Here is a 26,970-nt window from a genome sequence, read left to right on the forward strand (position 1 = left end):
TTTTGGAGAGCATGGGACTGGCTACCATAGCCGCATCCGCCGCCGTGCCCTGTTCCGGGGCCGGGCCCACGGCTTCCTCCCACGATTTCCCGCAGTGACCATGAAACGCCTGTCCAGCAGCCCCCTTGTTGCAGATGCCCACGGCGCACGCCAGCGTGGCCGGATACGGCCTGCCCTGATGTGGGGCGTGGTGGCATTGGCCCTGGTGGCGGGGGGCGGGCTGTGGTGGTGGAACAAGCGTGCGCCGGCGCAGGGCGAGCAGGCCTCGGCCGGTGCGCCCGGCCCGGGTGGCGGGCGTGCGGGAGGCGGCCGGCGCGGCCCCGGCGGGCCGGGTGGGCCTGGCGGCCCCGGCGCCATGGGTGCCCAGGCGCAGCCGGTGTCCGTGGGCGTGGTGGAGCGGCGCGACATGCGCGTGCTGATCAGCGCCATCGGCACCATGAACCCGCGCGCCACGGCCGTGGTGCGCGCCAAGGTGTCGGGCGAGTTGCTGCGCCTGCATTTCAAGGAAGGCGACGAGGTCAAGGCCGGCCAGCTGCTGGCCGAGATCGATCCGCGCAGCTTCCAGGCCAGCTTCAACCAGATCCAGGGCACGCTGCAGCGCGACCAGGCGCTGCTCAAGAACGCCCAGCTGGACCTGCAGCGCTACAAGGAGCTGCAGGCCCAGGATTCCATTGCCGGGCAGCAGGTCGATACCCAGGCTGCGCTGGTGCGCCAGTACCAGGGCACGGTGGCCGCCGACCAGGCCCAGGCCGATGCGGCCAGGCTGCAACTGAGCTACACGCGCATCACGGCGCCCATTGCGGGCCGGCTGGGCCTGCGCCAGGCCGACCGGGGCAATGTGGTCAACCCTTCGGATGCCAACGGCATCGTCACCATCACGCAGGTCAAGCCCATCGATGCGGTGTTCTCCGTGCCCGAGGCGCATGTGGGCACGCTGGCGCGGCGCCTGGCCGAGGGCCGCGAGCTGCCCGTGGAGCTGTGGGACCGGGACCTGAAGCAGCAATTGGGGCGCGGCCGCCTGAATGCGGTGGACAACAGCATCGACATCGCCACCGGCACCATCAAGGCCAAGGCCGCCTTCGACAATGCCGAGGGCCGGCTGTTCGCCAACCAGTTCGTCAACGTCAGGCTGGAAGTGGACCGGCTGGAGCAGGCGCTGACCGTGCCGACCACGGCCGTGCAGAACAACTACGTCTATCTGGTCCAGGAGGATGGCACGGTGACGCAGCGGCGCATCGCCGTGGGCGTGACCGATGGCGACCGCGTCAGCGTCAAGGGCGAACTCAAGCCTGGCGAGCAGGTGGTGGTCGATGGCATTGACCGCCTGCGCGAAGGCGCCAAGGTCACGGTGATCGAGCCCGACAAGGTGCAGAAGGTGGACCAGGCCGTGCAGGACGCCTCCAGCCAGCCGCGCGGCATGCGCAATCTGCCGCCCGATGTGCGCGCCAAGCTGGCGACCATGAACCCCGACGAGCGCAAGGCCTACCTGCAGAAGCTGCGCGCCGAGCGCGGTGGGCAGCGCAATGGCGGCAATGGCGGTGGCAACAGTGGCGGCAGCAATGGCGCCGGCAGCGGCTCACCGACCGCCGAAGGTTCCGCGCCTGCATCCCAGGCACCTGCGCCGTCACCGGGCTCGCCCCAGCCATCGCCCGGCCCGGCGTCTGCCGCTCCGGCGGCTCCAGCGGCTCCCGCTCCTGCCGGGCGCTGAGCAGCGCCCGGCACCTGAAGACCGCAAGCCCTTCCAGGCGGCCCCATGAATCTTTCCCGCATCTTCATCCTGCGACCCGTCGCCACCTCGCTGCTGATGGTGGCGGTGCTGATCGCCGGCCTGCTGGCCTACCGGCTGCTGCCGATTTCGGCCCTGCCCGAGGTGGACTACCCCACCATCCAGGTCACCACGCTGTACCCGGGCGCCAGCCCCGACGTGATGACCTCCAACGTCACCGCGCCGCTGGAGCGCCAGCTCGGCCAGATGCCGGGGTTGTCGCAGATGTCGTCCACCAGTTCGGGCGGCGCCTCGGTGATCACGCTGCGCTTTGCGCTGGACATGGCCATGGACGTGGCCGAGCAGCAGGTGCAGGCCGCCATCAACGCGGGTGCCAACCTGCTGCCCAGCGACCTGCCCATGCCCCCGCTGTACAGCAAGGTCAATCCGGCGGATGCTCCCATCCTCACACTGGCCATCACCTCGCCCTCGCTGCCGGTGATCCGCGTCAATGACCTGGTGGAGAACCGCCTGGCGCCCAAGCTCTCGCAGGTCAACGGCGTGGGACTGGTGGCGATTGCCGGCGGGCGCCGGCCTGCCGTGCGCATCCAGGCCAACCCGACGGCGCTGGCCGGCCTGGGCATGACGCTGGACGATGTGCGCACCGCCATCGCCGCCGCCAACGTCAAGCAGGCCAAGGGCGGCTTCGACGGGCCGGCGCGCGCCTCCACCATCGATGCCAACGACCAGCTGCAGTCGGCGGCCGAGTACCGCAACCTCATCATCGCCTTCAAGAACGGCCTGCCCGTGCGCCTGTCCGACATCGCCCAGACCGTGGACGATGCCGAGAACACGCGCCTGGCCGCCTGGGCCGGCACGCCCGAGGGTGGCTCGCGCGCGGGCGTGATCCTCAACATCCGGCGCCAGCCCGGCGCCAACGTGATCGAGACGGTGGACCGCATCAAGGCGCTGCTGCCCCAGCTCAAGGAGACCCTGCCGGCCTCGCTGGACGTGCAGGTGCTGACCGACCGCACGGTGACCATCCGCGCCTCGGTCAACGACATGCAGCTGGAGCTGATGCTGGCCATCGCCCTGGTGGTGGCGGTGATCTTCGTCTTCCTGCGCAGCGCCTCGGCCACGCTGATACCGAGCTTTGCCGTGCCGCTGTCGCTGATCGGCACCTTCGGCGTGATGTACCTGGCCGGTTTTTCCATCAACAACCTCACGCTGATGGCGCTGACGATCTCCACCGGCTTCGTGGTGGACGATGCCATCGTGATGATCGAGAACATCGCGCGCTTCGTGGAAAAGGGCGAGCCGCCCATGCAGGCCGCGCTCAAGGGCGCCAGGCAGATCGGCTTCACCATCATCTCGCTGACGATTTCGCTGATCGCCGTGCTGATCCCGCTGCTGTTCATGGGCGACGTGGTGGGGCGGCTGTTCCACGAGTTCGCCATCACCATGGCGGTGGCCATCCTGATCTCGGCCGTGGTCTCGCTGACGCTCACGCCCATGCTGTGCGCGCGGCTGCTGCGCCACCAGCCCGAAGGGGCCGAGGAGGAAAAGCATGGCCGCCTGTACCACGCCACGGGCCGTTTCTTCGACCGCACCATTGCCGGCTACGGCCGCATCCTCACCTGGGTGCTGGACCGCCGGGGCCTGACCTGGATCGTCTTCCTGGCCACGCTGGCCGTGACCGTGCTGCTGTACTTTGCCGTGCCCAAGGGCTTCTTCCCGGACCAGGACACGGGCACCATCCAGGCCACGACCGAGGCCGACCAGTCCATCTCGTTTGCCGCCATGGCCGAGCGCCAGCAGGCCCTGGCCGAGCTGCTGCTCAAGGACCCGGCCGTGCAGAGCATCTCGTCCTTCATCGGCGTCGATGGCAGCAACACCACGCTGAACACGGGCCGGCTGCTGATCGACCTCAAGCCCCATGGCCAGCGCGATGGCGTGCCCGCCGTGCTGCGCCGCCTGTCCGACGATGCGCTGCAGATCCCGGGCATACGCCTGTACGCCCAGCCCGTGCAGGATCTGACCATCGAGGACCGCGTGGCGCGCACCCAGTACCAGCTTCTGATGTCCTCGCCCGACATGGCGCAGCTGGCCAAGAGCACCCAGGCCCTGGTCGAGCGCATGCACGACCTGCCCGAGCTGGTGGACGTGGGCAGCGACCTGCAGGACCAGGGCCTGCAGGCCTTCGTGCAGATCGACCGGGCCCAGGCCAGCCGGCTGGGCGTGACGGTCTCGGCCATCGACACGGCGCTGTACAACGCCTTCGGCCAGCGGCTGATCTCCACCATCTTCACGCAGTCCAACCAGTACCGCGTGGTGCTGGAGGTGGCGCCGCAGTTCAAGGTCGGGCCCGAGGCGCTGCAGTCCATCTACGTGGCCTCCAGCGCGGGCGCGCCCGTGCCGCTGTCCTCGGTGGCCACGGTCAGCGAGCGGCCCATGGCCCTGGCCGTGAACCATGTGGGCCAGCTGCCCGCCGCCACCATCTCGTTCAACACCGCGCCCGGCGTGTCGCTGGGCCATGCCGTCAAGGCCGTGCAGGACCTGATGGCCCAGCTGCGCACGGAGGGCCATATGCCGCTGTCGGTGGACGCTGCCTTCCAGGGCGCGGCCCTGGCCTTCCAGGCCTCGCTGTCCAACACGCTGCTGCTGGTGCTGGCGGCGGTGATCACCATGTACATCGTGCTGGGCGTGCTCTATGAGAGCACCATCCACCCGGTGACCATCCTGTCCACGCTGCCCTCGGCCGGCGTGGGCGCGCTGCTGGCCCTGCTGCTGGCGGGGCTGGACCTGGACATCATCGCCATCATCGGCATCGTGCTGCTGATCGGCATCGTCAAGAAGAACGCGATCATGATGATCGACTTCGCGCTGGAGGCGCAGCGCGAGGAGGGACATACGCCGCGCGAGGCCATCTACCAGGCCTGCCTGCTGCGGTTCCGGCCTATCCTGATGACGACCTTGGCGGCTTTGCTGGGGGCCTTGCCGTTGATGCTGGGGACGGGGGTGGGCAGTGAGTTGCGGCATCCGTTGGGGGTGACGCTGGTGGGGGGCTTGCTGGTGAGCCAGTTATTGACTCTGTTCACTACGCCTGTGATTTATTTGACGTTTGAGGGGTGGGCGCAGAGGTGGCGGGATCGTTCTTCTCGGGAGAGCGTTCATGCCTGAGCTTGCGCTCTTGTCTTGGCTGGCGCCGCTGGCCGGGGTTCGGCCCGGCGGCCGACCTACTTTCTTGCCTCGCAGCAAGAAAGTAGGCAAAGAAATGCGCCCCCACTGCCCACGACCCTTCGCTTCGCTGCGGGCAACCTGCGTTGGGCACGATGCGGGGTGTGCCGCAGAACTCGCTTTGCGCTTCGCGCGCCGCTCAGACAACTGCGGCAAGTCAGATGACGAAGCAAGCCTGTCCTTCGGCAGGCTTGCCACCCCGCACCGCGCCCAACGCAGGCGTGAGCAGAGGGGGGAAGGCGGGGGGATGGGCCATCGCTTCGCTCGGCCTGGGATTTTTGGGGCTGGATCATGAGCCAGCTGTCCAATCTCTCGGCGCCGTTCATCTTCCGGCCCATTGCCACCATGCTGATGACCATCGGCCTGGCGCTGGCGGGGGCGGTGTCGTATTTCCTGCTGCCGGTGGCGCCGCTGCCGCAGGTGGACTATCCGACGATTTCGGTGTCGGCCAGCCTGCCGGGTGCAAGCCCCGACACGATGGCGGCGACGGTGGCGACGCCGCTGGAGCGGGCGCTGGGGGCGATTGCGGGGGTCAATGAGATCACGTCCAGCTCCAGCCTGGGCAGTACACGCATCACGCTGCAGTTCGATCTGTCGCGCACGGTGGACAGCGCGGCGCGCGATGTGCAGGCCGCCATCAATGCGGCGCGCACGCTGCTGCCTTCGGGCATGCCGGGCAATCCTACGTATCGCAAGGTGAATCCGGCCGATGCGCCGATCATGATCCTGGCGCTGACGTCCAGCGCGCTGACGCGCGGGCAGATGTATGACGCGGCGTCCACCGTGCTGGCGCAGAAGCTCTCGCAGGTGGAGGGCGTGGGCCAGGCGTCCATCAGCGGCGGGGCGCTGCCGGCCGTGCGCGTGGAGCTGGACCCGGTGAAGCTGGCGGCCAATGGCGTGTCGCTGGACCAGGTGCGCACCGCCATTTCGGCCACGAATGCCAACCGGCCGCTGGGCGCGGTGGAGCGCGAGGACCATTACTGGCAGGTGACCGCCAATGACCAGGCGCGCGTGGCGGCCGACTATGCGCCGCTGGTGCTGCGCTGGAGCAATGGCAATGCGATCCGGCTGCAGGACGTGGCCGATGTCACGGATTCGGTGCAGGACGTGCGCAACTACGGCGTGGCCAACGGCAAGCCCGCCATCCTGCTGCAGATCTTCAAGCAGCCCGATGCCAACATCCTGGAGGCCGTGGCGCGCGTGCGCTCTTTGCTGCCGCAGCTCAAGGCGTCCATCCCCGAGGCGATCGATCTGACCATCGTGTCCGACCGCACGCCCACGCTGCGCGCCTCGGTGGTGGAGGTGGAGCGGGCGCTGTTGATCGCCGTGGCGCTGGTGATCCTGGTGGTGTTCCTGTTCCTGCGCAATGGCCGGGCCACGCTGATTCCGGCCGTGGCCGTGCCGGTGTCGCTGGCGGGCACGTTCGGCGTGATGTACCTGGCCGGCTATACGCTGGACAACCTGTCGCTGATGGCGCTGACCGTGGCCACGGGCTTTGTGGTGGACGATGCCATCGTGGTGCTGGAGAACGTGATGCGCCACATGGAGCGCGGCAAGACCGCGCTGCGCGCGGCGCTGGACGGGGCGCGCGAGATCGGGTTCACCGTGGTGTCCATGAGCCTGTCGCTGATCGCGGTGTTCGTGCCCATCCTGTTCATGGGCGGCATCGTGGGGCGGTTCTTCCGCGAGTTCGCGGTGGTGATGTCGGCGGCCATTCTGATCTCGATGGTGGTGTCGCTGACCACCACGCCCATGATGTGCGCGGCGCTGCTGCGGCCGCAGCGGCCTGCTGCACAGGCGCGTCCGCGCGGGCCAATGGGCCGCGCCTGGGACCGTTTCGGCGCCTGGGTGGGCCGTGCCGAGCGGCGTGCCATGTCCGGCTACCGCGCAAGCCTGGCCTGGTGCCTGCGCCACCAGCCGCTGGTGCTGCTGGTGCTGGCCGGCGTGGTGGCGCTGAACGTGCACCTGTACATGGCCATCGACAAGGGCTTCATGCCCAGCCAGGACACGGGCCGCGTGATGGGCTTCATCCGGGCCGACCAGTCCACCTCCTACCAGGCCATGGAGCAGCGGCTCAAGCGCTTCCTGTCCATCGTGCAGGAAGACCCGGCCGTGGAGTACGTGACGGGCTTCACGGGCGGCGGCCAGCGCAATGCGGCCAACATGTTCATGTCGCTCAAGCCGCTGGCCGAGCGCAAGGTATCGTCCGACGAGGTGATCAACCGCCTGCGCGACAAGCTCAAGAACGAGCCCGGCGCGAGGCTGTTCATGGTCACGCAAAGCGATATCCGCATCGGCGGGCGGCAAAGCTCGGGCTCGTACGACTACACGCTGCAGGCCGACGACATCCAGGACCTGCGCACCTGGGAGCCGCGCATCCGCCAGGTGCTGTCGCAGCTGCCCCAGCTCACGGACGTGAACAGCGATGTCTCCGACTTCGGCCTGCAGACCTCGCTGGTGATCGACCGCGACGCGGCCACGCGCCTGGGGCTGACGGTGGCGCAGATCGACGGCACGCTCAACAACGCCTTCGGCCAGCGCCAGGTGGGCGTGATCTACAACCCGCTCAACCAGTACCGCGTGGTGATGGAGGCCGCGCCCCGCTACCTGCAAAGCCCCGAGACGCTGCGCGGCTTCTTCTTCGTGAACAACCAGGGCGAGCAGGTGCCGCTGACCTCGTTTGCACGCATCACCACCACCAACACGCCGCTGTCCGTGAACCACGACCGGGGCACGCCGGCCAGCACCATCAGCTTCAGCCTGGCCGAAGGCGTGGCGCTGTCGGATGCCAGCGACGCCATCCGCGCGGCCGTGGCCGAGCTGGGCGTGCCCGTGTCGGTGCGCGGCAGCTTCAGCGGCACGGCAGGGGCCTTCCAGCAGGCGCTGTCGGGGCAGCCGCTGCTGATCCTGGCGGCCATCATCACCATCTACCTGGTGCTGGGCGTGCTCTATGAGAGCCTGGTGCACCCGCTGACCATTCTTTCCACGCTGCCCTCGGCCGGCGTGGGTGCGCTGATGGCGCTGATGCTGTTCAAGACGGAGTTCTCGCTGATCGCGCTGATCGGGGTGATATTGCTGATCGGCATCGTCAAGAAGAACGCCATCATGATGATCGACTTCGCGCTGGAGCGGCAGCGCGGCGGCCACGCCACGGCCGCCCAGGCCATCTACCGCGCCTGCGAGCTGCGGCTGCGCCCCATCCTCATGACCAGCCTGGCGGCCATCTGCGGCGCACTGCCGCTGGCCCTGGGCCGGGGCGACGGCGCCGAGCTGCGCCAGCCGCTGGGCATTGCCATCGTGGGCGGCCTGATGCTGAGCCAGCTGCTCACGCTCTACACCACGCCCGTGGTCTATGTGCTGCTGGACAGGCTGCGCCAGCGTGTCATGGGCCTGCGTGGCCGCGTGCAGGGCAAGGACCGCGGCACCCCTGTGCCCGCCGCATCACCCCAGTGAACCGAATCCGAAAGCCCAAGGCCATGCAGCTGAAGACACTCCAAACCCCGGCGATCTGGCTGGCCGCCGCGCTGCTGGCCGGCTGCTCCACGCAGAGCGCCTACCAGCGCCCCGCACTCGAGGTGCCGGCCCAGTTCAAGGAAGCCACGCCCGAGGCGGCCGAGGCCGGCATCTGGCGGCCCGCGGACCCGTCGCGTGCGCAAGTGCCCGACAACTGGTGGGAGCTGTTCGGCGACGAGCAGCTCAACCGCCTGCAGCAGCAGGCCGCCACCGGCAACCAGAGCATTGCCCAGGCCGCCGCGCGCCTGCGTGCCGCGCAGGCGGCCGTGGCCAGCAGCCAGGCCGGGCTGTTCCCCACGCTGGGCAGCACGGCCGGCGCCACGCGCTCGCGCAGCGGCGGGGCCTCCGGTGCATCGGGTGCATCAGGCACGGGCGGCAACACCGCCAGTAGCGGCAACATCTCGACCAACTACTCGCTTGGCCTCAACGCCAGCTGGGAACTGGACCTGTGGGGCCGCGTGTCGGGCACGGTCAGCGCCAGCCAGGCCAGCGCCCAGGCCAGCAGCGACGACCTGGCCGCCGCGCGCCTGTCGGCCCAGGCATCGATCACGCAGACCTATTTCTCGCTGCGCGCGGCCGATGCCAGCGTGCGGCTGCTGCAGGAAACGCTGCAGAGCTACGAGCAAAGCCTCAAGCTCACCAACAACCGCTACCGCGCGGGCGTGGCCTCGTCGGCCGACGTGGCCCAGGCCGAGGCGCAGTACAAAAGCACCCAGGCCCAGCTCATCGAGGCACAGACCAGCCGCGCCCAGCTGGAGCACGCCCTGGCCGCGCTGCTGGGCCTGCCGCCTGCGGCCTTCAGCCTGGAGGCCGGCGCCGAGCTGCCGCCGCCGCCCGAGGTGCCGGCCATGCTCTCGTCCCAACTGCTGGAGCAGCGCCCCGACATTGCTGCGGCCGAGCGCCGCGTGGCCGCCGCCAACGCCCAGGTGGGCGTGGCGCGCGCGGCCTTCTTCCCGGCGCTCACGCTGTCGGCCACGGCCGGCTACCGGGGTGCATCGCTGTCCAACCTGGTGAGTGCGCCCAACCTGTTCTGGTCGCTGGGCCCGTCGCTGGCGCTGGCGCTGTTCGACGGCGGCGCGCGCACGGCGGCCGTGGAGTCGGCGCGTGCCTCGCTGGACCTGGCCGCCGCCACCTACCGCCAGACCGTGCTGACGGCGTTGCAGGAGGTGGAGGACAACCTGGTCACCGCATCCGCCCTGGCGCGCGAGCAGCAGGTGCAGATCGAGGCCGTGGCCGCCGCGCAGAAGGCGCTGGATGTCGTCAACAACCAGTACCGCGCGGGCACGGTGGCCTATCTGAATGTGCTCAGCGCCCAGACCACGGTGCTGTCGGCCCGGCGCAGCCTGATCGATGTGCGCAACCGGCGCCTTGCCGCCGTCAACACCTTGCTCAAGAACGTGGCCGGGCGCTGGGAGCCGCTGGGGCCGGCCTCCGTGCAGGGGCCGCAGGCTGTCGCGCGCTGATGTTCAGTCCTGCAGCTCGAAGGCCTGGCGCAATGCTTCGCCGAAGGCCGCGCTGCCGCTGATCGACAGGTTCACCGTGGTGCGGCCATCCCCGGCCGCCACGGACTGCAGGCGCGCCGTGGCTGCGTCAAAGCGCCAGGCCAGCGGCTGGCCGCCGTCGTCCTGGGCCTGCAGCTCGTAGTCCCAGTCGCCGCCTTCCTCGATGGGGCCGCGCCGGCCCCTGAAGCGGCGGTGCGCCCAGGCCAGCAATTGCTCCACCTCGGCCGCCAGCGCCGGCACGCGCGCGGCGGGCACGCTGGCCATGGCGTCCCAGCAGCCCGTGCCTTCGTCGTCTTCGCTGTAGTCGAAATCCAGGTAGTCGAGGATCATGGTGGCGGTCCGCATGCGTAGTGCGTGGTTGGAAAAGGGAAAGCCCGGCATTGTGCCGCGTGCACAATCGCCCGCATCGCAGAACCGGAAAGACATTCAGATGGACACCGCACAGCAATCGATGGCGCCGCCGATGGTGAGCGCGCAGGCCCTGCGCTTCGGACAGCCGGGCCTGCTGCTGTGGGATGGCGCCTCGCACGACTGGCCCGTGGGCCTGTGCCTGGTGCGCGGCGGCGAGGGCTGCGGCAAGACCAGCCTGCTGCAAATGCTGGCCGGCCAGCTGCCTTTGCAGGCCGGGCGCCTGGTATATCCGCAGCAGCCGGACCCGTCGCAGCGCCCTGCATTGTTCTGGCGCGACCCGCGCGCCGAACTGTCCAATGCCGAGCGTGCCCGGCCCGCGCAGGAATGGGTGCAGGCACAGCGGCAGCTGCACCCGGCCTGGAGCGAGGCGGCATGGCAGGCCCATGCCGATGGCCTGGGGCTGGAGCCCCATCTGCACAAGCCCCTGCTGGCCCTGTCCACGGGCAGCCTGCGCAAGCTGTGGATGGCGGCGGGCTGGGCCAGCGGCGTGCCGCTGCTGCTGATCGACGAGCCGCTGGCCGCGCTGGACCGGGGATCGATGGACCATGTGCAGCGCACGCTGGCGGGGCTGAACCGGGCCGGCCAGCAATCTGCGCCTGTGGCCGGGCACGGGCTGCGCTGCGTGATCGTTGCGCACTGGGACGAGATGCAGGGCGTGGCCTGGGACGACGTGCTGGACCTGCCCGATCAGCCGCCGCTGCGCTGACCGAGCCGGCGTCTACATCGCCACCTACATCACCACCTACATCGCCTTGAACCGCTGCGCGTAGAGGCGGCTGACGGCCAGTTTTTCCGCTCGCTCGCGCAGCTGCAGCCACAGCCGGCCGGCCTCGTCGCGCTGGGCGCTGGCAATGGCCGCTGCGCGCACCACGGTGCCACGGTGCACCTGCCAGAAATCCTCGGCGTCCAGCCGGGGCAGCAGTTCCTTGAGCGGCGTGCGCACCAGGTACTCATGCGAGGCCGTGAGCACGCGCACGTACTTGTCGGCGGCCTCGAAGTAGACGACGTCGTGCACGGGCACCATCTGGATCTGCGTGCCCACGCCGGCCTGGATCATCTGCAGCGGCGGCTCGGTAGCGGTGGCGGCGGGGGCCGTGGCACCGGCCAGGTGCCGCAATTGCTCCAGCGCCTGCGCCAGCGCAGCGCCAGCCGGGGCCACCGTGCGCTGGGCCAGCAGCTCGCGCAGGCGCTGCACGCTGCGCGCCAGCCGCTCGGGCTGCACGGGCTTGAGCAGGTAGTCCACGGCCTGGGCCTCGAAGGCGTCCATGGCGTACTGGTCATAGGCGGTCACGAAGACCAGGATGGGAAACGGCTGCGCCTCGGGCCAGGCGTCGGCCAGTTCGGCGGCGGCCTCCAGGCCGCTCTGGCCCGGCATGCGGATGTCGAAGAACAGTACGTCCGGCTGCAGCGCCAGCGCCTGCCGGGCGGCACTCAGGCCGTCGCCCACCATGGCGGCAATCTGCAGCTCGGGCCAGGCGCGGTCCAGGGCCTGGCGCAGGTCCTCGGCCAGCAGGGGTTCGTCTTCGGCGATCAGGGCGCGGGGGGCGTGGGTCATTTCAACCGGCGTTGGCAATGGTGATTTTGGCTAGCGTGCCGCCTTCGGGCAGGGCGGCCAGTTCGAAGTGCGCGGCGTCGCCATAGCGGCTGGCCAGGCGTTCGCGCAGCTGGGCCGTGCCGAAGCGGCTGCCGGGCAGGGCGGGCGCACCGGTGTCCAGGCCCATGCCGTTGTCGGCCACGGTCAGCTCCAACGGGCCGCCGTCCATGCGGCGCGCGCGCACGGCGATATGCCCGCCTTCCAGCTTGGGCTCCAGTCCGTGGCGTATGCAGTTTTCCACCAGGGGCTGCAGCAGCAACGGCGGCACGGGCACCTGGGCCAGGTCCTCGGGCAGGTCCAGCGTGTACTGCAGGCGCGGGCCCATGCGGATGGACATCAGCGCCAGGTAGTCGCGCAGGCGCGCGAATTCCTCGGCCAGCGCATGCTCGGTGCTGCGCGAGCCGCCCAACGTGGCGCGCAGGTAGGCGATCAGATGGTCCAGCATGGCCTGGGCGCGCTGCGGGTCGCTGGCCACCAGCACGCGCAGGTTGGCCAGGGTGTTGAACAGCATGTGTGGCTCCAGCTGGGCCTGCAGCAGGGTCAGTCGCGCCTCGGCCGCCTGGCGCGGGCCTGCTCGGCCTGCATCTGCAGGTGGCGCGAGTAGCCCAGCAGGAAGAAGGCCAGCGACATCACCGTGCTGGCGACGATGGTGACGGCCAGCGGTATCCACAGCCGGTGCATCAGGGCCGTGCTGGCGTCGGGATCAGCCCACTGCCTGTAGGCCGTGCCGATCAGCGACCCGATCACGAACCCCGTCACGATGCCAGCCACCACCAGCGCGGCGCCGCGCCAGCCGCCGGGCCAGGGAATGTCCTGGCCCCGCGTCAGGCGCCAGCGGCCCAGTTCGATGGTGAGCCAGCTGGTCAGGCCGATCGACAGCGAGTAGATGAGGTTCACGTCCCAGCGGCCGTGGTTGCTCAGGCTGAATGCGGCGGCAATCAGGGCGCAGGCCGAGGTCGTCGCGATGCCGTGGCGCAGCAGCGTGGTCCGTTCCACGATGTGGCCAGGGGCGGCCGGCTGGCGTGTGGCGTTGGATGCGGGGTCGGGCATGGAGGGCAATGGTAGTCCCATGGCGTGTTTCAGCGGGCGCGGCCCTGGCGTGACTGCAGCGCCTGCCGCTCGCGCTCCACCATGCGCCCGTGCCAGCCGTTGCCCGGCAGTGCCAGCCAGACCACGGCCCCGTGGATGGCCAGCCCCAGGCCCCAGCCCAGGGCCGGGAAGATGGCCCAGTGCCTGCCCTGGGACAGCGACAGCGCCGCCAGCCCGAGGTTGACCAGCACATAGACGCTGGCGTGGATCATCCAGCCCAGCTTGGCGCCTGCGCGGCGGCGCGCCATGCGCTCCAGGGCATCGTCGTCGTGGCGGGCAGAGGGATCGAGGGGATCAAGGGGATCGAGGGTGCGCATGGGGAGTTCTCCGTCAGGGGGAAGGAAAGCGGCGTCAGGCCAGGCCCAGCCGCTGCCACAGCAGGTCGCCCAGGTAGCGGCCGGGCAGCAGGGTGAACAGGCCCGCCACGACGCAGGCGCCGATGTAGACGCTGCGCATGATCTTGCGGTGGCCGGCGATGTTGCCGTGGTACAGGTGCCAGAACGACCGGCCCAGGCCGGCAAAGGTCAGCGGCACCAGCAGGTGGACGGGCGTGTAGCCGCCCCAGTTGGGCAGGCGGTAGTCGCGGATGAAGCAGGCGGACACCGCCGCGCAGACCATGAGCGTGACAAAGGCATGGCCGGCCGCGCGGTGCAGGCGGGGATGGGCGGCGGCCTGGCGGCGTGCCAGCAGGGCGATGGCGCCCGTGGCCGTGGCCCCGAGGGCGGCGCTCATGTGGATGGCGATCAGCGGTGTCATTTGCATGGCGATGTCCTGGCGTGCGGCCCGGGTTGGCGGGCCTGTATGGGACAGGACTGTCGCTGCCGGGCGCCGCAGGGGCCAGCGCCATGCGACGCACGGACGAGGGCAGGGTGCCAGCTGCATCCTGGCGCCGCGAACGGCAGGCACGTCCACGGCATCTGGAGGATGCAGTCCGCAGGGTGGAGGCCAGGGTGAGTGCGCACGGACTATCGATCAGGGCCTTTGAAACCAATCACCCCCCCCCAGGATTGCTTCGATGCAACAGATTGAGAAAACTCATAGTTGCGTGCCCAGGTGGTTGGTAAGCTAACGGGTTCTGCAAATCATTCTCAATCCCATCCCCATGCCTTCCATTCGCCCCATATCCCTGGCCGTTCTTTGCCTGTGCAGCCATCAGGCGCTGATTGCCCAGACCCGGGGCGGTGATACCGTGCTGGAAGCCGTGACGGTGGAGGCCAGTGCCGACGCATCGGCCCAGGGCCTGTCCAAGCCCTTCGCAGGCGGCCAGGTGGCCACGGGCGCGCGCAACGGCGTGCTGGGCACGCTGGACTGGAAGAACTCCTCGTTTTCCACCACCAGCTACACGCAGCAGCTGATTGAGGACACCCAGTCCAAGAGCGTGGGCGATGTGCTGCTCAACGACCCGGGCGTGCGCCAGGCGCGCGGCTTTGGCAACTTCCAGGAGCTGTATGTGCTGCGCAGCTTCCCGGTCTATTCGGACGACATCGCCTACAACGGCCTGTACGGCCTGCTGCCGCGCCAGTACATCGCCTCGGAATTCTTCGAGCGCGTGGAGGTGCTGCGCGGCGCCAACGCCTTCCTCAATGGTGCGGCACCGGGCGGCAGCGGCATTGGCGGCACCATCAGCCTGCTGCCCAAGCGCGCCGGCAACGATGCGCTGACGCGCGTGGGCGCCGGCATACAGACGGGCGGCCAGGCCTTTGTCTCCACCGACATCTCGCGCCGCTTCGGCCCTGACCGGAGCACCGGCATCCGCCTGAACGCCGTGCGCCGCGACGGCGGCACGGGCGTGGATGGAGAAGACCGCTCGCTCACCGCCCTGGGCCTGGGCCTGGACTGGCGCAGCCGCAACGTGCGCCTGTCGGGCGACGTGGGCTACCAGCGCAACAGCTACAACGGCGGCCGCCCCAGCGTGACGCCCGGCAGCTTCATCCCGGCCGTGCCCGACAACAAGACCAACTACGGCCAGAACTGGTCGTACTCCACCGAGCGCGACCTGTTCGCCACGCTGCGCGCCGAATGGGACATCAACGACACCACCACGGCCTGGGCCGCCGGCGGCCTGCGCCGAGGCAAGGAAGACAACTCCCTGAGCGGCGTGACCGTCACGAATGCGGCCGGCGACACCACGGGCACGCGCTTCGACAACAAGCGCAAGGACAGCGTGGGCACGGGCGAGGTCGGCATCCGCACGCGCCTGGCCACGGGCAGCGTGGGCCACGAGCTGGTGGCCACGGCCAGCACCTACTCGGCCACCGAGCGCAATGCCTGGGGCATGGGCTTTGGCGTGGTCAACAACATCTACAACCCCTGGAGCAGCGCGCGCCCGGCGATGACGCTGTTCGGCGGCAACCTGGCCGATCCCACGCGCGTGGGTGAAACCCGGCTCAACAGCTTCGCCATCGGCGACACGCTGACGATGCTGGACGAGCGCCTGCGCCTGACCGTGGGCGTGCGCCGCCAGAGCATCGAGCAAAGCAGCTACGACTACAACACGGGCGCGCAGACCGACCACTACAAGAAGTCGGCCACCACGCCCATGCTGGGCCTGGTGTTCAAGACCAGCGAGAACACCTCGGTCTACGCCAACTACATCGAAGGCCTGACCAAGGGCGCCGTGGCGCCGCAGACGGCCAACGACCTGCCCGTGTCCAATGGTGGCCAGGTGTTCGCGCCCTACAAGTCGCGCCAGAAGGAAATCGGCTTCAAGTGGCAGGGCCGGCAGCTGGGCGCCACGGTGGCGCTGTACACCACGGACATGCCTTCGGCCTATGTGGCCAACCAGGTCTTCGGCCAGTACGGCAAGCAGCGCAACAGCGGCCTGGAGGCCACGGTCTTCGGCGAGCCCGTCAAGGGCCTGCGCGTGCTGGGCGGCGTGACCTTCAGCGAGGCCAAGATCCGCGAGGCCGCCGATGCCGCCACCATCGGCAACTACGCCATCGGCGTGCCCAAGCGCCTGCTCAACCTGGGCGTGGACTGGGATGTGCCCGGCGTCTCGGGCCTGGCCCTCAACGCGCGCGTGATGCACACCTCCAGCCAGTACGCCAACGGCGCCAACACGCTGAAAGTGGCCTCGTGGACGCGCACCGACATCGGCGCGCGTTATCTCATGGACATCGGCAACAACCGCCTGCTGACCCTGCGCGCGCGCATCGACAACCTGTTCGACAAGGGCTACTGGTCGTCCGTGGGCGGCTACCCGGGCGCCAACTACCTGGTGCAGTCCATGCCGCGCACCTTCTCGCTGAGCGCATCGGTGGACTTCTGAGCCGGAGCGATCTGAAGCATGCGCGCGTTGTGGACGGTGGTGCACCGCTGGATCGGCCTGGTGCTGGCCGGTTTCCTCACCATGGCCGGCCTCACGGGGGCCGTGCTGTCCTGGGACCATGAAATCGACGAATGGCTCAACGCCGACATGCTGGAGACCCCGGCACGCGGCCCGCTGAAGACCCCGCTGGAGCTGGCCGCCGTGGTGCAGGCCAGCGAGCCGCGCGCCGAGATCAGCTACATGACCCTGGGCCTGGTCGAGGGCGAAGCCGCCATGTTCATGGTGCGCCCCCGGCCCGACCCGGCCACGGGCCAGGCGCCTGCGCTGGGCTATGACACGGTCTTCGTCGATCCGGTCAGCGGCCACATCACGGGCCAGCGCAACGGGCGCAGCTTCGCGCTCAGCCAGCGCAACCTCATGCCCTGGCTGCGCCACCTGCACGAAAGCCTGCTGGCCCCGCGCTTCTGGGGCACGGACCGCTGGGGCTACTGGTTCATGGGCAGTCTGGCCCTGCTGTGGGTGGCCGACAGCTTTGTCGCGCTGCTGCTGACCTTTCCCGTCAAGCTCAGGAAAAGCGCCCCGCGCCTGACGGCGGCCATGGGATCGTGGTGGCGGCGCTGGCTGCCCTCATGGCGCGTGCGCTGGGGCGGCGGCGCCTACAAGCTCAACTTCGACCTGCACCGTGCGGGCGGCCTGTGGGTCTGGGCCGTCATCGTCATCGTGGCCTTCACCTCGTTCTCGCTGAACCTGTACCGCGAAGTCTTCTACCCGGTGATGAGCACCGTCTCCACCACCACGCCCGGCCCCTACGAAACCCTCAAGCCCGCGCCCCAGGGCACGCTCCTCGAGCCCAAGGTCTCGTTCGCCCAGGCCATCGCCATCGCCCAGAGCGAGGCCAAGCGCCTGGGCTTCGCCCAGCCCGCCGGCGGCATCTGGTGGGGCGGCGACTTCCCGTTCTACAACATCTCCTTCTTCGACCCGCACGACGAAACCGGCGCCATGGGCATGGGCCTGTCCAACATCTACGTCAGCTCGGACAACGGCGAAGTCCTGGGCACCTACCGCCCCTGGCACGGCACGGCCGCCGACGTCTTCGTCCAGCTGCAGCTGCCCCTGCACAGCGGCCGCATCCTCGGCACCCCCGGCCGCGTGCTCATGTCCTTCGTCGGCGTGCTCGTCGCCGTCCTGTCGATCACCGGCGTCATCATCTGGTGGCGCAAACGCAGGGCCAGGAAGATGACCCCCTGAGCGGCTGCGCCGCTTCCCCCTTCCCGCTTCGCGGAGGGGGACGCAGCCCTCACCGCGGGGCGGCGCGGCCGGCGTAGGCCCTTGCTCGGCTGCCCGCGCTTGAGCCCTGCGAGTTTGAACGGCTGTCGGTAGTACACAGCTCCATTGATAGCCAAATCAGAAAACTATCCGCCTAAACAGCAAAGCCACCGAAAACGGTGGCTTCAATGAAGGCTTGCTGCAGAAATAGGGCGCAGCCTCCAAATCTGGCGCGGCCCGACACCAGAGACGCCGAGCAAGAGCCGCCTCGCGGCGAGGGCGTCGTCCCCCTCCCCCGCGAAGCGGGTAGAGAGGGGGAAGCGGCGTCAGCCGCTCAGGGGGAGCTTCAGTCCTTCTTCAAGCATTCACTCATGAACGCCTTGCGCTCGTCGCCCTTCTTGCCGGTGGCGTCGGCATTGCAGGTCTTCATGCGTTCCTGCTGGCGCTTCTTGCCGTCGGACAGGCAGGACTTCATGAACTCCTTGCGCTCGTCGCCTTTCTTGCCGGTGGCTTCGGTGTTGCAGGTGCCCATCAGCTTTTGCTGGGCCGTGGGAGCCTTGTCCCCTGCGGCCATGCCCATGCTGCAGGCCAGGGAGACAACTGCCAGAACAACGATTTTTTTCATGATGGAATGGTTTTGAAGGCGCGCTGAAGTCCAGCGCACCCACATTGCAGCACAGCGCCGGGCGCGCAGCAACGTCGCGGGCCCGGCGTTGTAAAAGTTTGCGATTGCCGCTGACAGGCGGGCGGGCGGACACCGGCAGGCCATGGCCAGCGCAGATAATGGCGCACTTTTGCATTGCGACAGGACGCTTGCCGTGGACATTCTTTTGCTGGTCAAGGCCGCCATCATGGGCATCGTGGAGGGACTGACGGAGTTCCTTCCCATCTCTTCCACCGGGCACCTCATCCTGGCAGGCTCGCTGCTGGGCTTCGACGATGCCAAGGCCAAGGTCTTCGACATCGCCATCCAGACCGGCGCCATCTTCGCCGTGGTGCTGGTGTACTGGCAGAAGATCCGCTCCACCGTGGTCGACCTGCCCACCAGCCGCCAGGCGCAAAGGCTCACGCTGAACGTCATCATCGGCTTCCTGCCGGCCGTGGTGCTGGCGCTGATCTTCGGCAAGTTCATCAAGGCGCACCTGTTCACGCCCACCGTGGTGGCCACCACCTTCATCCTGGGCGGCTTCGTCATCCTGTGGGCCGAACGCCGTCCGGCATCGGCCACGCGCGTACAGACCGTGGACGAGATGACGCCGCTCGATGCCCTCAAGGTCGGCCTGGTGCAGTGCCTGGCCATGATTCCCGGCACCAGCCGCAGCGGCGCCACCATCATCGGCGGCATGCTGATGGGCCTGTCGCGCAAGGCGGCCACCGATTTTTCGTTCTTCCTGGCCATTCCCACGCTGATCGGCGCCGGCGTCTACAGCCTCTACAAGGAGCGCGCCCTGCTGTCGGTGGCCGACATCCCCATGTTCGCCGTGGGCCTGGTGTTCTCCTTCATCAGCGCCTGGCTGTGCGTGCGCTGGCTGCTGCGCTACATCTCCACCAACAGCTTCGTGCCGTTTGCCTGGTACCGCATCGCCTTCGGCATCATCGTGCTGGTCACGGCCTTCACGGGCCTGGTCAACTGGAGCGGCGGCTGAACAGGGCCGGGCCATCGATGGGACAAGCCACCTTCGGGTGGCTTTTTTGCGTCATGTGCCCGGGGGAGCAACCGCATGAAGAGCGCGTGGTTGCCCCATGAAAACCCCTGTACTCCTGAGAATGATGATGTTCTATGGTTATAAAAAATATGTTTTTTTTTATAACTTTTTCCGAGGGTTGCCATGGCCATCGAACAAGGGCAGTTGATGTGGCGTCCCAGCCCGCAGCAGGTCGCGCAAAGCGGCCTGGCGCGCTACATGGATTGGCTGGCTGCGGCAAGGGATAGGCGCTTCGATGGCTACCAGGCGCTGTGGCAGTGGTCGGTCACGGATCTCGATGGCTTCTGGCGCTCGATCTGGGACTACTTCCAGGTCATGGCCGACGGTGACCCGACGCGCGTGCTCGGTGAGCGCGGCATGCCGGGCGCGCAGTGGTTTCCCGACACGCACCTGAACTATGCCGAGCATGTGTTCCGCAGCGCCCGCGCCGAGCACCCGGCCATCATCGCGCGCTGCGAAGGCGCCGAGCCGGTGGAGCTGTCATGGCGGCAGCTGGAGCGTGACGTGGCGGCGCTCGCGGCCCGGATGCGCGAACTCGGCCTGGGCCGCGGCGATCGCGTCGTGGCCTACCTGCCCAATGTGCCCCAGGCGGTCGTGGCCTTCCTGGCCTGCGCCAGCATAGGCGCCATCTGGTCCAGCTGCGCGCCCGAGATGGGCGTTTCCGTGGTGCTGGACCGCTTCCAGCAGATCGGTCCCAAGCTGATTTTCGCCACCGATAGCTATGTCTACGGGGGACGGTGTTTCGATCGCCGCGCCGTACTCGGCGAGGTGCTGCGGGGATTGCCCGAGATAGGCCATGTGATCCATGTGCCCGGCCCCCTGTTCAGGCCCGGGGACCCCGCATGCGAGCTGCCCTGGCGCAATGTCCTGGCCTGGGCCGACGCGCTGGCCAGGCCCGCAGAGCCGGTCTTCGAGCGCTTGCCGTTCTCGCACCCGCTGTGGGTGGTCTATTCCTCGGGCACCACGGGACTGCCCAAGGCCATGGTGCACAGCCATGGCGGCATCGTGCTCACCCACCTCAAGGCCCATGGGCTGCAGCACGACGTGCGGCCTGGCGACCGCTTCATGTTCCTGGGCAGCACGGGCTGGATCGTCTGGAATCTCATGGTGGGCAGCCTGCTGGCTGGCGCCACCGTGGTGCTGTCCGATGGCAACCCGACCTCGCCCGACGATGGCGCATTGTGGGACTTCATCGATCGCCAGCAGGTCACCCTGTTCGGTTGCGGCGCGGCCTTTCTGGCCAAGACCATGAAGGATGGCGTGGTGCCGGCCCGGGGCCGCCGCTTCGAGAAACTGCGCGCCATCAATTCCACGGGGTCGGCGCTGCCGCTGGAGGCCTACGGCTGGGTCTACGAGAACATCAAGCGCGATCTGTGGCTGGCCTCGGTCAGCGGTGGAACGGATATCGCCTCGGGCTTCGTGGCCTGCGCGCCCCTGCTGCCCGTGCGTGCGGGCGAGATCCAGTGCCGTGAGCTGGGCGTCGCCGCGCACGCCTTTGACGAGCAAGGGCGCAGCGTGACCGGCGAGGTGGGCGAACTGGTGATCACCGAACCCATGCCTTCCATGCCCTTGTATTTCTGGAACGACGCCGATGGCCTGCGCTACCGTGAAAGCTACTTCGACGTCTTTCCCGGCTACTGGCGCCATGGCGACTGGATCTCGTTCAGCGAGCATGGGTCGGCCGTGATCTACGGCCGCTCGGACACCACGATCAACCGTTTCGGCATCCGCATGGGAACGGCCGAGATCTACCGTGTCGTCGAGGAAGTTGACGAGGTCTTGGACAGCCTCGTCGTGGACCTGGAGTTCCTGGGGCGCCCCTCTTTCATGCCCTTGTTCGTGGTGCTGGCTCCGGGCCTGGTGCTGACGGATGCGCTGGTGGCCCGGATCAAGGATGCCATCAGGGCCCAGGCCTCTGCGCGCCACGTGCCCGATGCGGTCATCCAGGTCGCCGAGATTCCGCGCACCCTCACGGGCAAGAAGATGGAACTGCCCGTGCGCAAGCTGCTGCTGGGTGCAGAGCCCGCCAAGGTGGCCAGCCCCGACGCCATGGCCAATCCGCGCAGCATCGATTTCTTCGTGCAATACCGGGCACGGGTCCCGCTGGCCTGAGGTGCGGCGACCCTGGCCGATTTCATCCATGACGCAGGAGACAAACCCATGACCGTCTCTATCGAAAGGTCCGCCAGGCCCCGTTCGATGCGCCTGGCCCCACCTTGGACCGAGCCACCCCATCGCCCATGAAGTCAGCACTCCAGCAGAATTTTCTGATGCAGCAGTTGGGCCACTGCACGCGCCTGGCCCATGCCACCGTAAGGCCTCACTATGCGAAGCACATGCTGGCGCTGGATCTCAAGCCGTCGGAGTTTGCCGTGCTGTCGCTGATCTCGGCCAATCCCGGCGCGTCCCAGCGCCAGATCGCCGAGACCGTGATGATTTCCCAGCCCAACATGGCGGCGCTGATGGAAAGACTGCAGGTGCGCGGCCTGCTCAGGCGCGAGGCCGATCCTGCGGACAGGCGCCTGTCGCTGCTGTATCTGACGGCCGAGGGCGAACGCCTGCACGAAAAGGCGGCGGCGCAGGTGGAAATTCTGGAGCAAGAGGCCAGCCGCATGCTGAGCGCTGAGGACAAGCAGCAGCTGCTGCGCCTGCTTCACAAGATGATCGATTGCGCCGGGTAGCCGGCCCACCATCGCCAAGACCCTCGCCCGCTGCCGTGAACGCCGATGGGGCCCGATCCTTGAGGAAGGCGCCAAGGGGTTCAAGCTCCATCCCATGGTCCAGGGTTGCCATCCGGATCTCGGCCTGAGCCGGACGCCGCTCAGGTTTGCATGTTCAGCAGCGCGGCCTCGATGGCGGCGGCCGTGGCGTGGGGCCGCTCCATGGGGAACAGGTGGCTGCCGTCCAGCATCATCACGCGCCCGCGCGTGATGCGGCGCGTGAGGTCCATGCCCACCTGGCGCATCTCCACCGAGGCACGCCCGCCGATGAAGGCCGCCGGGCAGCGCAGCGGATGGTGGTGCAGCAGCGAGGCCAGGTTGTGCGGCAAGGTGTTGTAGATGGCGGTCTCCACCTCGCGCGTGAAGTGCAGCGTGCGCCGGCCGTCCAGGTCGGCCAGGCCGCCCTGCACATAGTCCTGGAGTACCTGCGGATGCCATTGCGCAAACACCTTCTTGGCGCGGAAATAGGCCAGCGCCTCGTCATCGCTGTCCCAGGCATTGCGGCGGCGCGCGCTGATCTTGCCTGGCGAGACCGAGCCCACCAGCTGCGTGCGCTTGGCCACCCCCACGGCATTGGCACGCCAGCCGCTGAGCAATGGCGAGTCGATCAGCAGCACGCCGCGCGCCAGCTCGGGATGGCGCGCGGCCGTCATCACGCTCAGGAAACCGCCCAGCGAATGCCCGACCAGGAAGACCGGACCGCCCACGCGCTCGACCTCGGCGCGCGTGAACTCGGCCAGTTGCTCGACCAGGTGCGGCCAGTTGTTGGTGACGGGAAAGCGCGGGTCATGGCCGAAGCGCTCCACGCCCTGCGCCGCGATGCCGCGCCCGGCCAGCAGCGAGAGCAGCAGCCGGTAGGTGGGCAGCGGAAAACTGTTGGCATGCGAGAACACCACGGGCAGCGGCGCCGATGCAGTGCCCGCGCCCGTGCCCGTGCCGGCAACCGCCGCATCGCTCTCGGCCCGCTGTGCGGACCGGGCCGCGTTCACGGCCGAGGCTCCTGGCCGGCCTGTGCGGCGCCATCGGGCACGCCTTGCTGGTGGCCCGAGGGCTGGCCTGCATCGGGCCGCACGGGCGATGCCGGGCCCGGCTGCTGGGGCGTCATGGGTGTCATGGGTGTCATGGGCGTCATGGGCGTCATGGGGGAGGTCGCAAGACCGTCTGCCGTGGAGGTGCCCAGGCCCGCGCCCGTGCCGCTGTGATAGGGCTGGCGCAGCGCCGCAGGCGGCAGCCGGCCCATGCTGCGCGCCGACGAGCGCAGGGCGCCTGCCGGCGCGTTGACCTTGGTCAGCGGCTGGGCCTGGCGGCTGTGCACGCGAATGGGCACCTCGGAGGCGCCGCCGTCCCAGGCCGGGTCCTCGATGCTGTCGAAGACATGGCGCAGGCGCTCGCCCCAGCTGTCGTGCAGCATGCGGAAATACGGATTGCTCTCGTCGATGCTGACGATCTTGTCGGAGGCGAAGCGGTCCTTCTCGTACACGATCAGGTCCAGCGGCAGGCCCACCGACAGGTTGGACTTGAGCGTGCTGTCCATGGACACCAGGGCGCACTTGGCGGCCTCGTCCAGCGGCGTGCGCGGCGTGATCACGCGGTCCAGCACGGGCTTGCCGTACTTGGACTCGCCGATCTGGAAGTAGGGCGTCTCGCTCGTGGCCTCGATGAAGTTGCCTGCCGAGTAGACCTGGAACAGCCGCATGTTCTCGCCCTGGATCTGGCCGCCCAGCACCAGCGAGATATTGAAATCCACGCCCGACCGGGACAGTGCCACGCCGTCGCGCTCGAACACATGGCGCACGGCCGCGCCCAGCACGCGGGCCGCATCGAACATGCTGCGCACGTTCCAGATGGTCAGCATGTCGCCCGTGGCCTCGTCGCGCAGTTGCTGGCTCTCCAGCAGCTCGCGAACGGACTGGGTGATGGACAGGTTGCCGGCCGACAGCAGCACCATGAAGCGGTCGCCGGGGTTCTCGTAGACCATGAGCTTGCGGAAAGAGCTGATCTGGTCCAGGCCGGCATTGGTGCGCGAGTCGGCCAGGAAAACCAGGCCGGCGTTGAGCTTGATGGCAACGCAATAAGTCATGGGAACATCCGAAACTGCGGGATCGACAAGTTTAGTGCGAGGCGATTGACCGCGTTCAGGCGGCGATCTTCTTGAGCTGGTAGAGGGCCTCCAGCGCCTCGCGCGGGCTCAGTGCGTCGGGATTGATGGCGGCCAGCGCCTGGGCCAGCGGGTCGTGGCGGCTTTCGGGCTCGGGCATGTCGGGCGCATCGAACAGGTCCACCTGCAGGCGGCCCTCGTCGGCATGGGCCTCCAGTGCCTCCAGCGCATGGCGCGCGTGGTGCAGCACGCCGGCCGGCATGCCCGCCAGCTTGGCCACCTGGATACCGTAGCTGCGGCTGGCCGGGCCGGGCTGGATCTCGTGCAGGAAGACGATGTCCTGGCCCGACTCCGCTGCACTCACATGCATGTTCACGGCCGCGCGTGCCTTGGCCGGCAGCTCGGTCAGCTCGAAGTAGTGCGTGGCAAACAGCGTGAAGGCGCGCGTCCTGTCGTGCAGCTGGGTGGCGATGCCGCTGGCCAGCGCCAGGCCGTCGAAGGTGCTGGTGCCCCGGCCGATCTCGTCCATCAGCACCAGGCTGTGGGGCGTTGCCGAGTGCAGGATCTGCGCGGCCTCGGTCATCTCCATCATGAAGGTGGACTGGGCATTGGCCAGGTCGTCGGCCGCGCCGATGCGAGTGTGGATGGCGTCGATGGGCCCCAGCCGGCAACTGGACGCCGGCACATGCGAGCCCATGCTGGCCAGCAGCACGATCAGCGCCACCTGGCGCATATAGGTCGACTTGCCGCCCATGTTGGGGCCGGTGATGATCTGCATGCGCGTGTTGGCGTTCATGCGCGTGTGGTTGGCGATGAAGCTGCCGCTGGAGGTCTCGGCCATGCGGGCCTCCACCACGGGGTGGCGGCCGGCCTCGATCTCGATGCAGGGATGGTTCACGAACTCGGGCGCGCACCAGTTCAGCGTCAGCGAGCGCTCGGCCAGCGTGCACAGCACGTCGATGGCGGCAATGGCGCCGGCCACGCGCGTGAGCGCCGGCACATGGGGCTGCAGCTGGTCCAGCAGCTGCTCGTAGAGGAATTTCTCGCGCTGCAGCGCGCGCTCCTGCGCCGACAGGGCCTTGTCCTCGAAGGCCTTGAGTTCGGGCGTGATGTAGCGCTCGGCGTTCTTCAGCGTCTGGCGGCGGCGGTAGCGCTCGGGCACCGCGTCCTTGTAGCTGTTGGTGATCTCTATATAGAAGCCGTGCACCTTGTTGAACTGCACGCGCAGGTTGGGAATGCCGGTCAGCAGCTTTTCCTTGGCCTCCAGCTCCAGCAGGAAGTCGTCGCAGTTGTTCTGGATGGCGCGCAGCTCGTCCAGCTCGGCGTCGTAGCCTGTGGCAAACACGCCGCCGTCGCGCACCAGGGCGGCCGGCTCTTCCATGATGGCGCGCACCAGCAGTTCGGCGCAGCCCTCGGGCGGTTGCAGGTCGGCAAACAGCTGGGTCAGGTGGGCCGAGGGTGTCTGCCCGGCCTGGGCCAGCAGGGCCGCCTTGTGCAGCGTGCGGCCCAGTCCCACCAGCTCGCGCGGGCGCACCTGGCGCAGCGCGGTGCGCGCGGTGATGCGCTCCACATCGCTCACGCCCTTGAGCTGCTCGCGCAACTGCTGCCAGGGCGCGGCCATGCCGCCTGCGCTGGCGCCCTGCAGCGCCCGCGTGGCCTCCAGCCGCGCCATGGCCTGCGTGCGGTCGCGGCGCGGCTCCAGCAGCCAGGCCTTGAGCAGGCGGCTGCCCATGCCCGTCATGCAGGTGTCCAGCAGGGAGAACAATGTGGGCGAATCCTCGCCGCGCAGCGTCTTGACCAGCTCCAGGTTGCGGCGCGTGGCCAGCGGCAGCGCAATCAGCTCATCGTCGCGCTGCACCTGCAGAGCGTGGATGTGCGACAGGCTGCGGCCCTGCGTGTGCTCGGCATACGACAGCAGCGCGGCGCTGGCGCCATGGGCCAGCGGCAGGTCCTCGGCCTCCCAGGCCTTGAGGCTGGCGGCGCCCAGCAGCTCCAGCAGCTTGCGCTCGCCCAGGCCGCCGTCGAACTGCCAGTCAGGGCGTGGCGACAGCGGGCAGGCAATGGAGCCGCCATGGCGCAGCGCGAACAGGCTCTGCTCGAAGCGCTCGGTCACGCCCGCGCTGTAGATCAGCTCGCTGGGCGCAATGCGCGAAATCCAGGCGCCCAGCTCGTCGTGGGAGCATTCGGCCAGATGGATGCGCCCCTGCGTCACCGCCATCCAGGCCAGGCCGCAGCGCTGGCGCCCGGCCGTGTGCAGGGACAGCAAGATCGCCTCGCTCTTGTCCGACAGCAGTTCGCTGTCGGTCAGCGTGCCCGGCGTCACCACGCGCACCACCTTGCGCTCCACCGGGCCCTTGGCGGCGCCCACCTCGCCCACCTGCTCGCAGATCGCCACCGACTCGCCCAGCTTGATCAGCCGGCCCAGGTAGTTCTCCAGCGCATGGAAGGGCACGCCCGCCATGGGAATCGGCTGCCCCGCCGTCTGCCCGCGCGTGGTCAGCGTGATATCCAGCAGCCGCGCCACCTTCTCCGCATCCCCGAAGAACAGCTCGTAGAAATCCCCCATGCGGTAGAAAACCAGCGTGTCAGGGTAGTTGATCTTGATGCCCAGGTACTGCTGCATCATTGGCGTATGTGACGCCAAAGGTGTTTCGCTAAGTGCCTGATTCACTTCAATATCTTCGCTCATTACTTTTGAAATCAATCACTTAGGTTTGTTGACTGTTTTTATATACAGTCCAACTATGTCCCGCTCAAACCCATCTACACTGCGCACCTTGGCGTAGGTTTTTCGGCGTCCTTTGAAGAAGTTACGCCGAACAGGTTGGGGCCGATTTGGAAACCTGCGCCGCATACGGAGG

The 26,970-nt window shown here is 68.4% G+C and carries 18 protein-coding genes and 1 pseudogene; 10 read left to right on the forward strand and 9 right to left on the reverse strand.

Annotated features, from left to right (window positions below; translation table 11 throughout):
• The first annotated feature begins 100 nt into the window (after positions 1-100).
• The 4 genes from PO605_RS01610 (at position 101) to PO605_RS01625 (ending at position 9,918) form a co-directional block, all read left to right on the forward strand.
• Positions 101-1,708, forward strand: a complete 1,608-nt coding sequence (locus PO605_RS01610) for an efflux RND transporter periplasmic adaptor subunit (protein ID WP_272205835.1) — start codon at positions 101-103, stop codon at positions 1,706-1,708.
• A 45-nt stretch (positions 1,709-1,753) separates the two neighbouring features.
• Positions 1,754-4,885: an MdtB/MuxB family multidrug efflux RND transporter permease subunit gene (locus PO605_RS01615; protein ID WP_047471886.1), complete on the forward strand. Its 3,132-nt coding sequence runs from the start codon at positions 1,754-1,756 to the stop codon at positions 4,883-4,885.
• Between the two features lie 348 nt (positions 4,886-5,233).
• Entirely contained in the window at positions 5,234-8,395 is a 3,162-nt protein-coding gene (locus PO605_RS01620) for a multidrug efflux RND transporter permease subunit (RefSeq protein ID WP_016454684.1), read from the forward strand.
• Between the two features lie 23 nt (positions 8,396-8,418).
• Positions 8,419-9,918 (forward strand): efflux transporter outer membrane subunit, encoded by a 1,500-nt coding sequence (locus PO605_RS01625; protein WP_272206009.1) that lies wholly within the window; start codon positions 8,419-8,421, stop codon positions 9,916-9,918.
• Positions 9,919-9,921: 3 nt separating this feature from the next.
• On the opposite strand, the gene PO605_RS01630 is transcribed toward PO605_RS01625, so the two are convergent.
• Positions 9,922-10,287: a hypothetical protein gene (locus tag PO605_RS01630; RefSeq protein WP_047474775.1), complete on the reverse strand. Its 366-nt coding sequence runs from the start codon at positions 10,285-10,287 to the stop codon at positions 9,922-9,924.
• Positions 10,288-10,300: 13 nt separating this feature from the next.
• On the opposite strand from PO605_RS01630, the gene PO605_RS01635 reads away from it, so the two are divergent.
• Positions 10,301-11,074 carry an ABC transporter ATP-binding protein gene (locus PO605_RS01635; protein WP_047474777.1) on the forward strand — a complete coding sequence of 258 codons (774 nt, stop codon included), beginning with the start codon at positions 10,301-10,303 and terminating at the stop codon, positions 11,072-11,074.
• 36 nt (positions 11,075-11,110) lie between these two features.
• Here the strand turns inward: PO605_RS01635 and PO605_RS01640 are convergent, their stop codons facing one another.
• The 4 genes and pseudogenes from PO605_RS01640 to PO605_RS01655 form a co-directional block, all read right to left on the reverse strand.
• A complete protein-coding gene (locus PO605_RS01640; RefSeq protein WP_272205837.1) occupies positions 11,111-11,923 on the reverse strand; it encodes a LytR/AlgR family response regulator transcription factor in 813 nt (270 codons plus the stop codon).
• Position 11,924: 1 nt separating this feature from the next.
• Positions 11,925-13,012, reverse strand: a pseudogene (locus PO605_RS01645) (sensor histidine kinase).
• Between the two features lie 29 nt (positions 13,013-13,041).
• A complete protein-coding gene (locus tag PO605_RS01650; RefSeq protein WP_016454690.1) occupies positions 13,042-13,368 on the reverse strand; it encodes a 2TM domain-containing protein in 327 nt (108 codons plus the stop codon).
• Positions 13,369-13,402: 34 nt separating this feature from the next.
• Positions 13,403-13,813 (reverse strand): DUF2306 domain-containing protein, encoded by a 411-nt coding sequence (locus PO605_RS01655; protein WP_047473383.1) that lies wholly within the window; start codon positions 13,811-13,813, stop codon positions 13,403-13,405.
• 340 nt (positions 13,814-14,153) lie between these two features.
• Here PO605_RS01655 and PO605_RS01660 point away from each other — a divergent pair, with 340 nt between their 5' ends.
• Together PO605_RS01660 and PO605_RS01665 are read left to right on the forward strand one after the other, a co-directional pair.
• The gene (locus tag PO605_RS01660; RefSeq protein ID WP_047473384.1) at positions 14,154-16,319 is read left to right on the forward strand and encodes a TonB-dependent receptor; all 2,166 of its coding nucleotides are present in this window, start codon (positions 14,154-14,156) and stop codon (positions 16,317-16,319) included.
• An 18-nt stretch (positions 16,320-16,337) separates the two neighbouring features.
• Positions 16,338-17,567 carry a PepSY-associated TM helix domain-containing protein gene (locus tag PO605_RS01665; protein WP_047473386.1) on the forward strand — a complete coding sequence of 410 codons (1,230 nt, stop codon included), beginning with the start codon at positions 16,338-16,340 and terminating at the stop codon, positions 17,565-17,567.
• Between the two features lie 364 nt (positions 17,568-17,931).
• Here PO605_RS01665 and PO605_RS01670 read toward each other — a convergent pair whose 3' ends face one another.
• On the reverse strand, positions 17,932-18,210 hold the full coding sequence (locus PO605_RS01670; protein ID WP_047473388.1) for a PsiF family protein: 279 nt from the start codon (positions 18,208-18,210) through the stop codon (positions 17,932-17,934).
• Positions 18,211-18,403: 193 nt separating this feature from the next.
• On the opposite strand from PO605_RS01670, the gene PO605_RS01675 reads away from it, so the two are divergent.
• From PO605_RS01675 to PO605_RS01685, 3 genes are all read left to right on the forward strand, one after another.
• Positions 18,404-19,231, forward strand: a complete 828-nt coding sequence (locus PO605_RS01675) for an undecaprenyl-diphosphate phosphatase (protein ID WP_047473390.1) — start codon at positions 18,404-18,406, stop codon at positions 19,229-19,231.
• 183 nt (positions 19,232-19,414) lie between these two features.
• On the forward strand, positions 19,415-21,403 hold the full coding sequence (locus tag PO605_RS01680; RefSeq protein ID WP_047473391.1) for an acetoacetate--CoA ligase: 1,989 nt from the start codon (positions 19,415-19,417) through the stop codon (positions 21,401-21,403).
• Between the two features lie 128 nt (positions 21,404-21,531).
• A complete protein-coding gene (locus PO605_RS01685; RefSeq protein ID WP_016449686.1) occupies positions 21,532-21,972 on the forward strand; it encodes a MarR family winged helix-turn-helix transcriptional regulator in 441 nt (146 codons plus the stop codon).
• A 140-nt stretch (positions 21,973-22,112) separates the two neighbouring features.
• Here PO605_RS01685 and PO605_RS01690 read toward each other — a convergent pair whose 3' ends face one another.
• The 3 genes from PO605_RS01690 to mutS are packed head-to-tail and all read right to left on the reverse strand — an operon-like array spanning position 22,113 to position 26,735.
• Positions 22,113-23,000: an alpha/beta fold hydrolase gene (locus PO605_RS01690; protein WP_017406489.1), complete on the reverse strand. Its 888-nt coding sequence runs from the start codon at positions 22,998-23,000 to the stop codon at positions 22,113-22,115.
• Positions 22,997-24,091, reverse strand: a complete 1,095-nt coding sequence (locus PO605_RS01695; protein ID WP_272205840.1) for a proteasome-type protease — start codon at positions 24,089-24,091, stop codon at positions 22,997-22,999. Before PO605_RS01695 ends, PO605_RS01690 begins: the two co-directional genes overlap by 4 nt.
• A gap of 55 nt (positions 24,092-24,146) precedes the next feature.
• The gene (gene mutS, locus PO605_RS01700; protein ID WP_043796427.1) at positions 24,147-26,735 is read right to left on the reverse strand and encodes a DNA mismatch repair protein MutS; all 2,589 of its coding nucleotides are present in this window, start codon (positions 26,733-26,735) and stop codon (positions 24,147-24,149) included.
• Between the last annotated feature and the right edge of the window lie 235 nt (positions 26,736-26,970).

Origin of the sequence: Delftia sp. DT-2 (assembly GCF_028401915.1) — a bacterium.
GTDB lineage: Bacteria > Pseudomonadota > Gammaproteobacteria > Burkholderiales > Burkholderiaceae_C > Comamonas > Comamonas tsuruhatensis.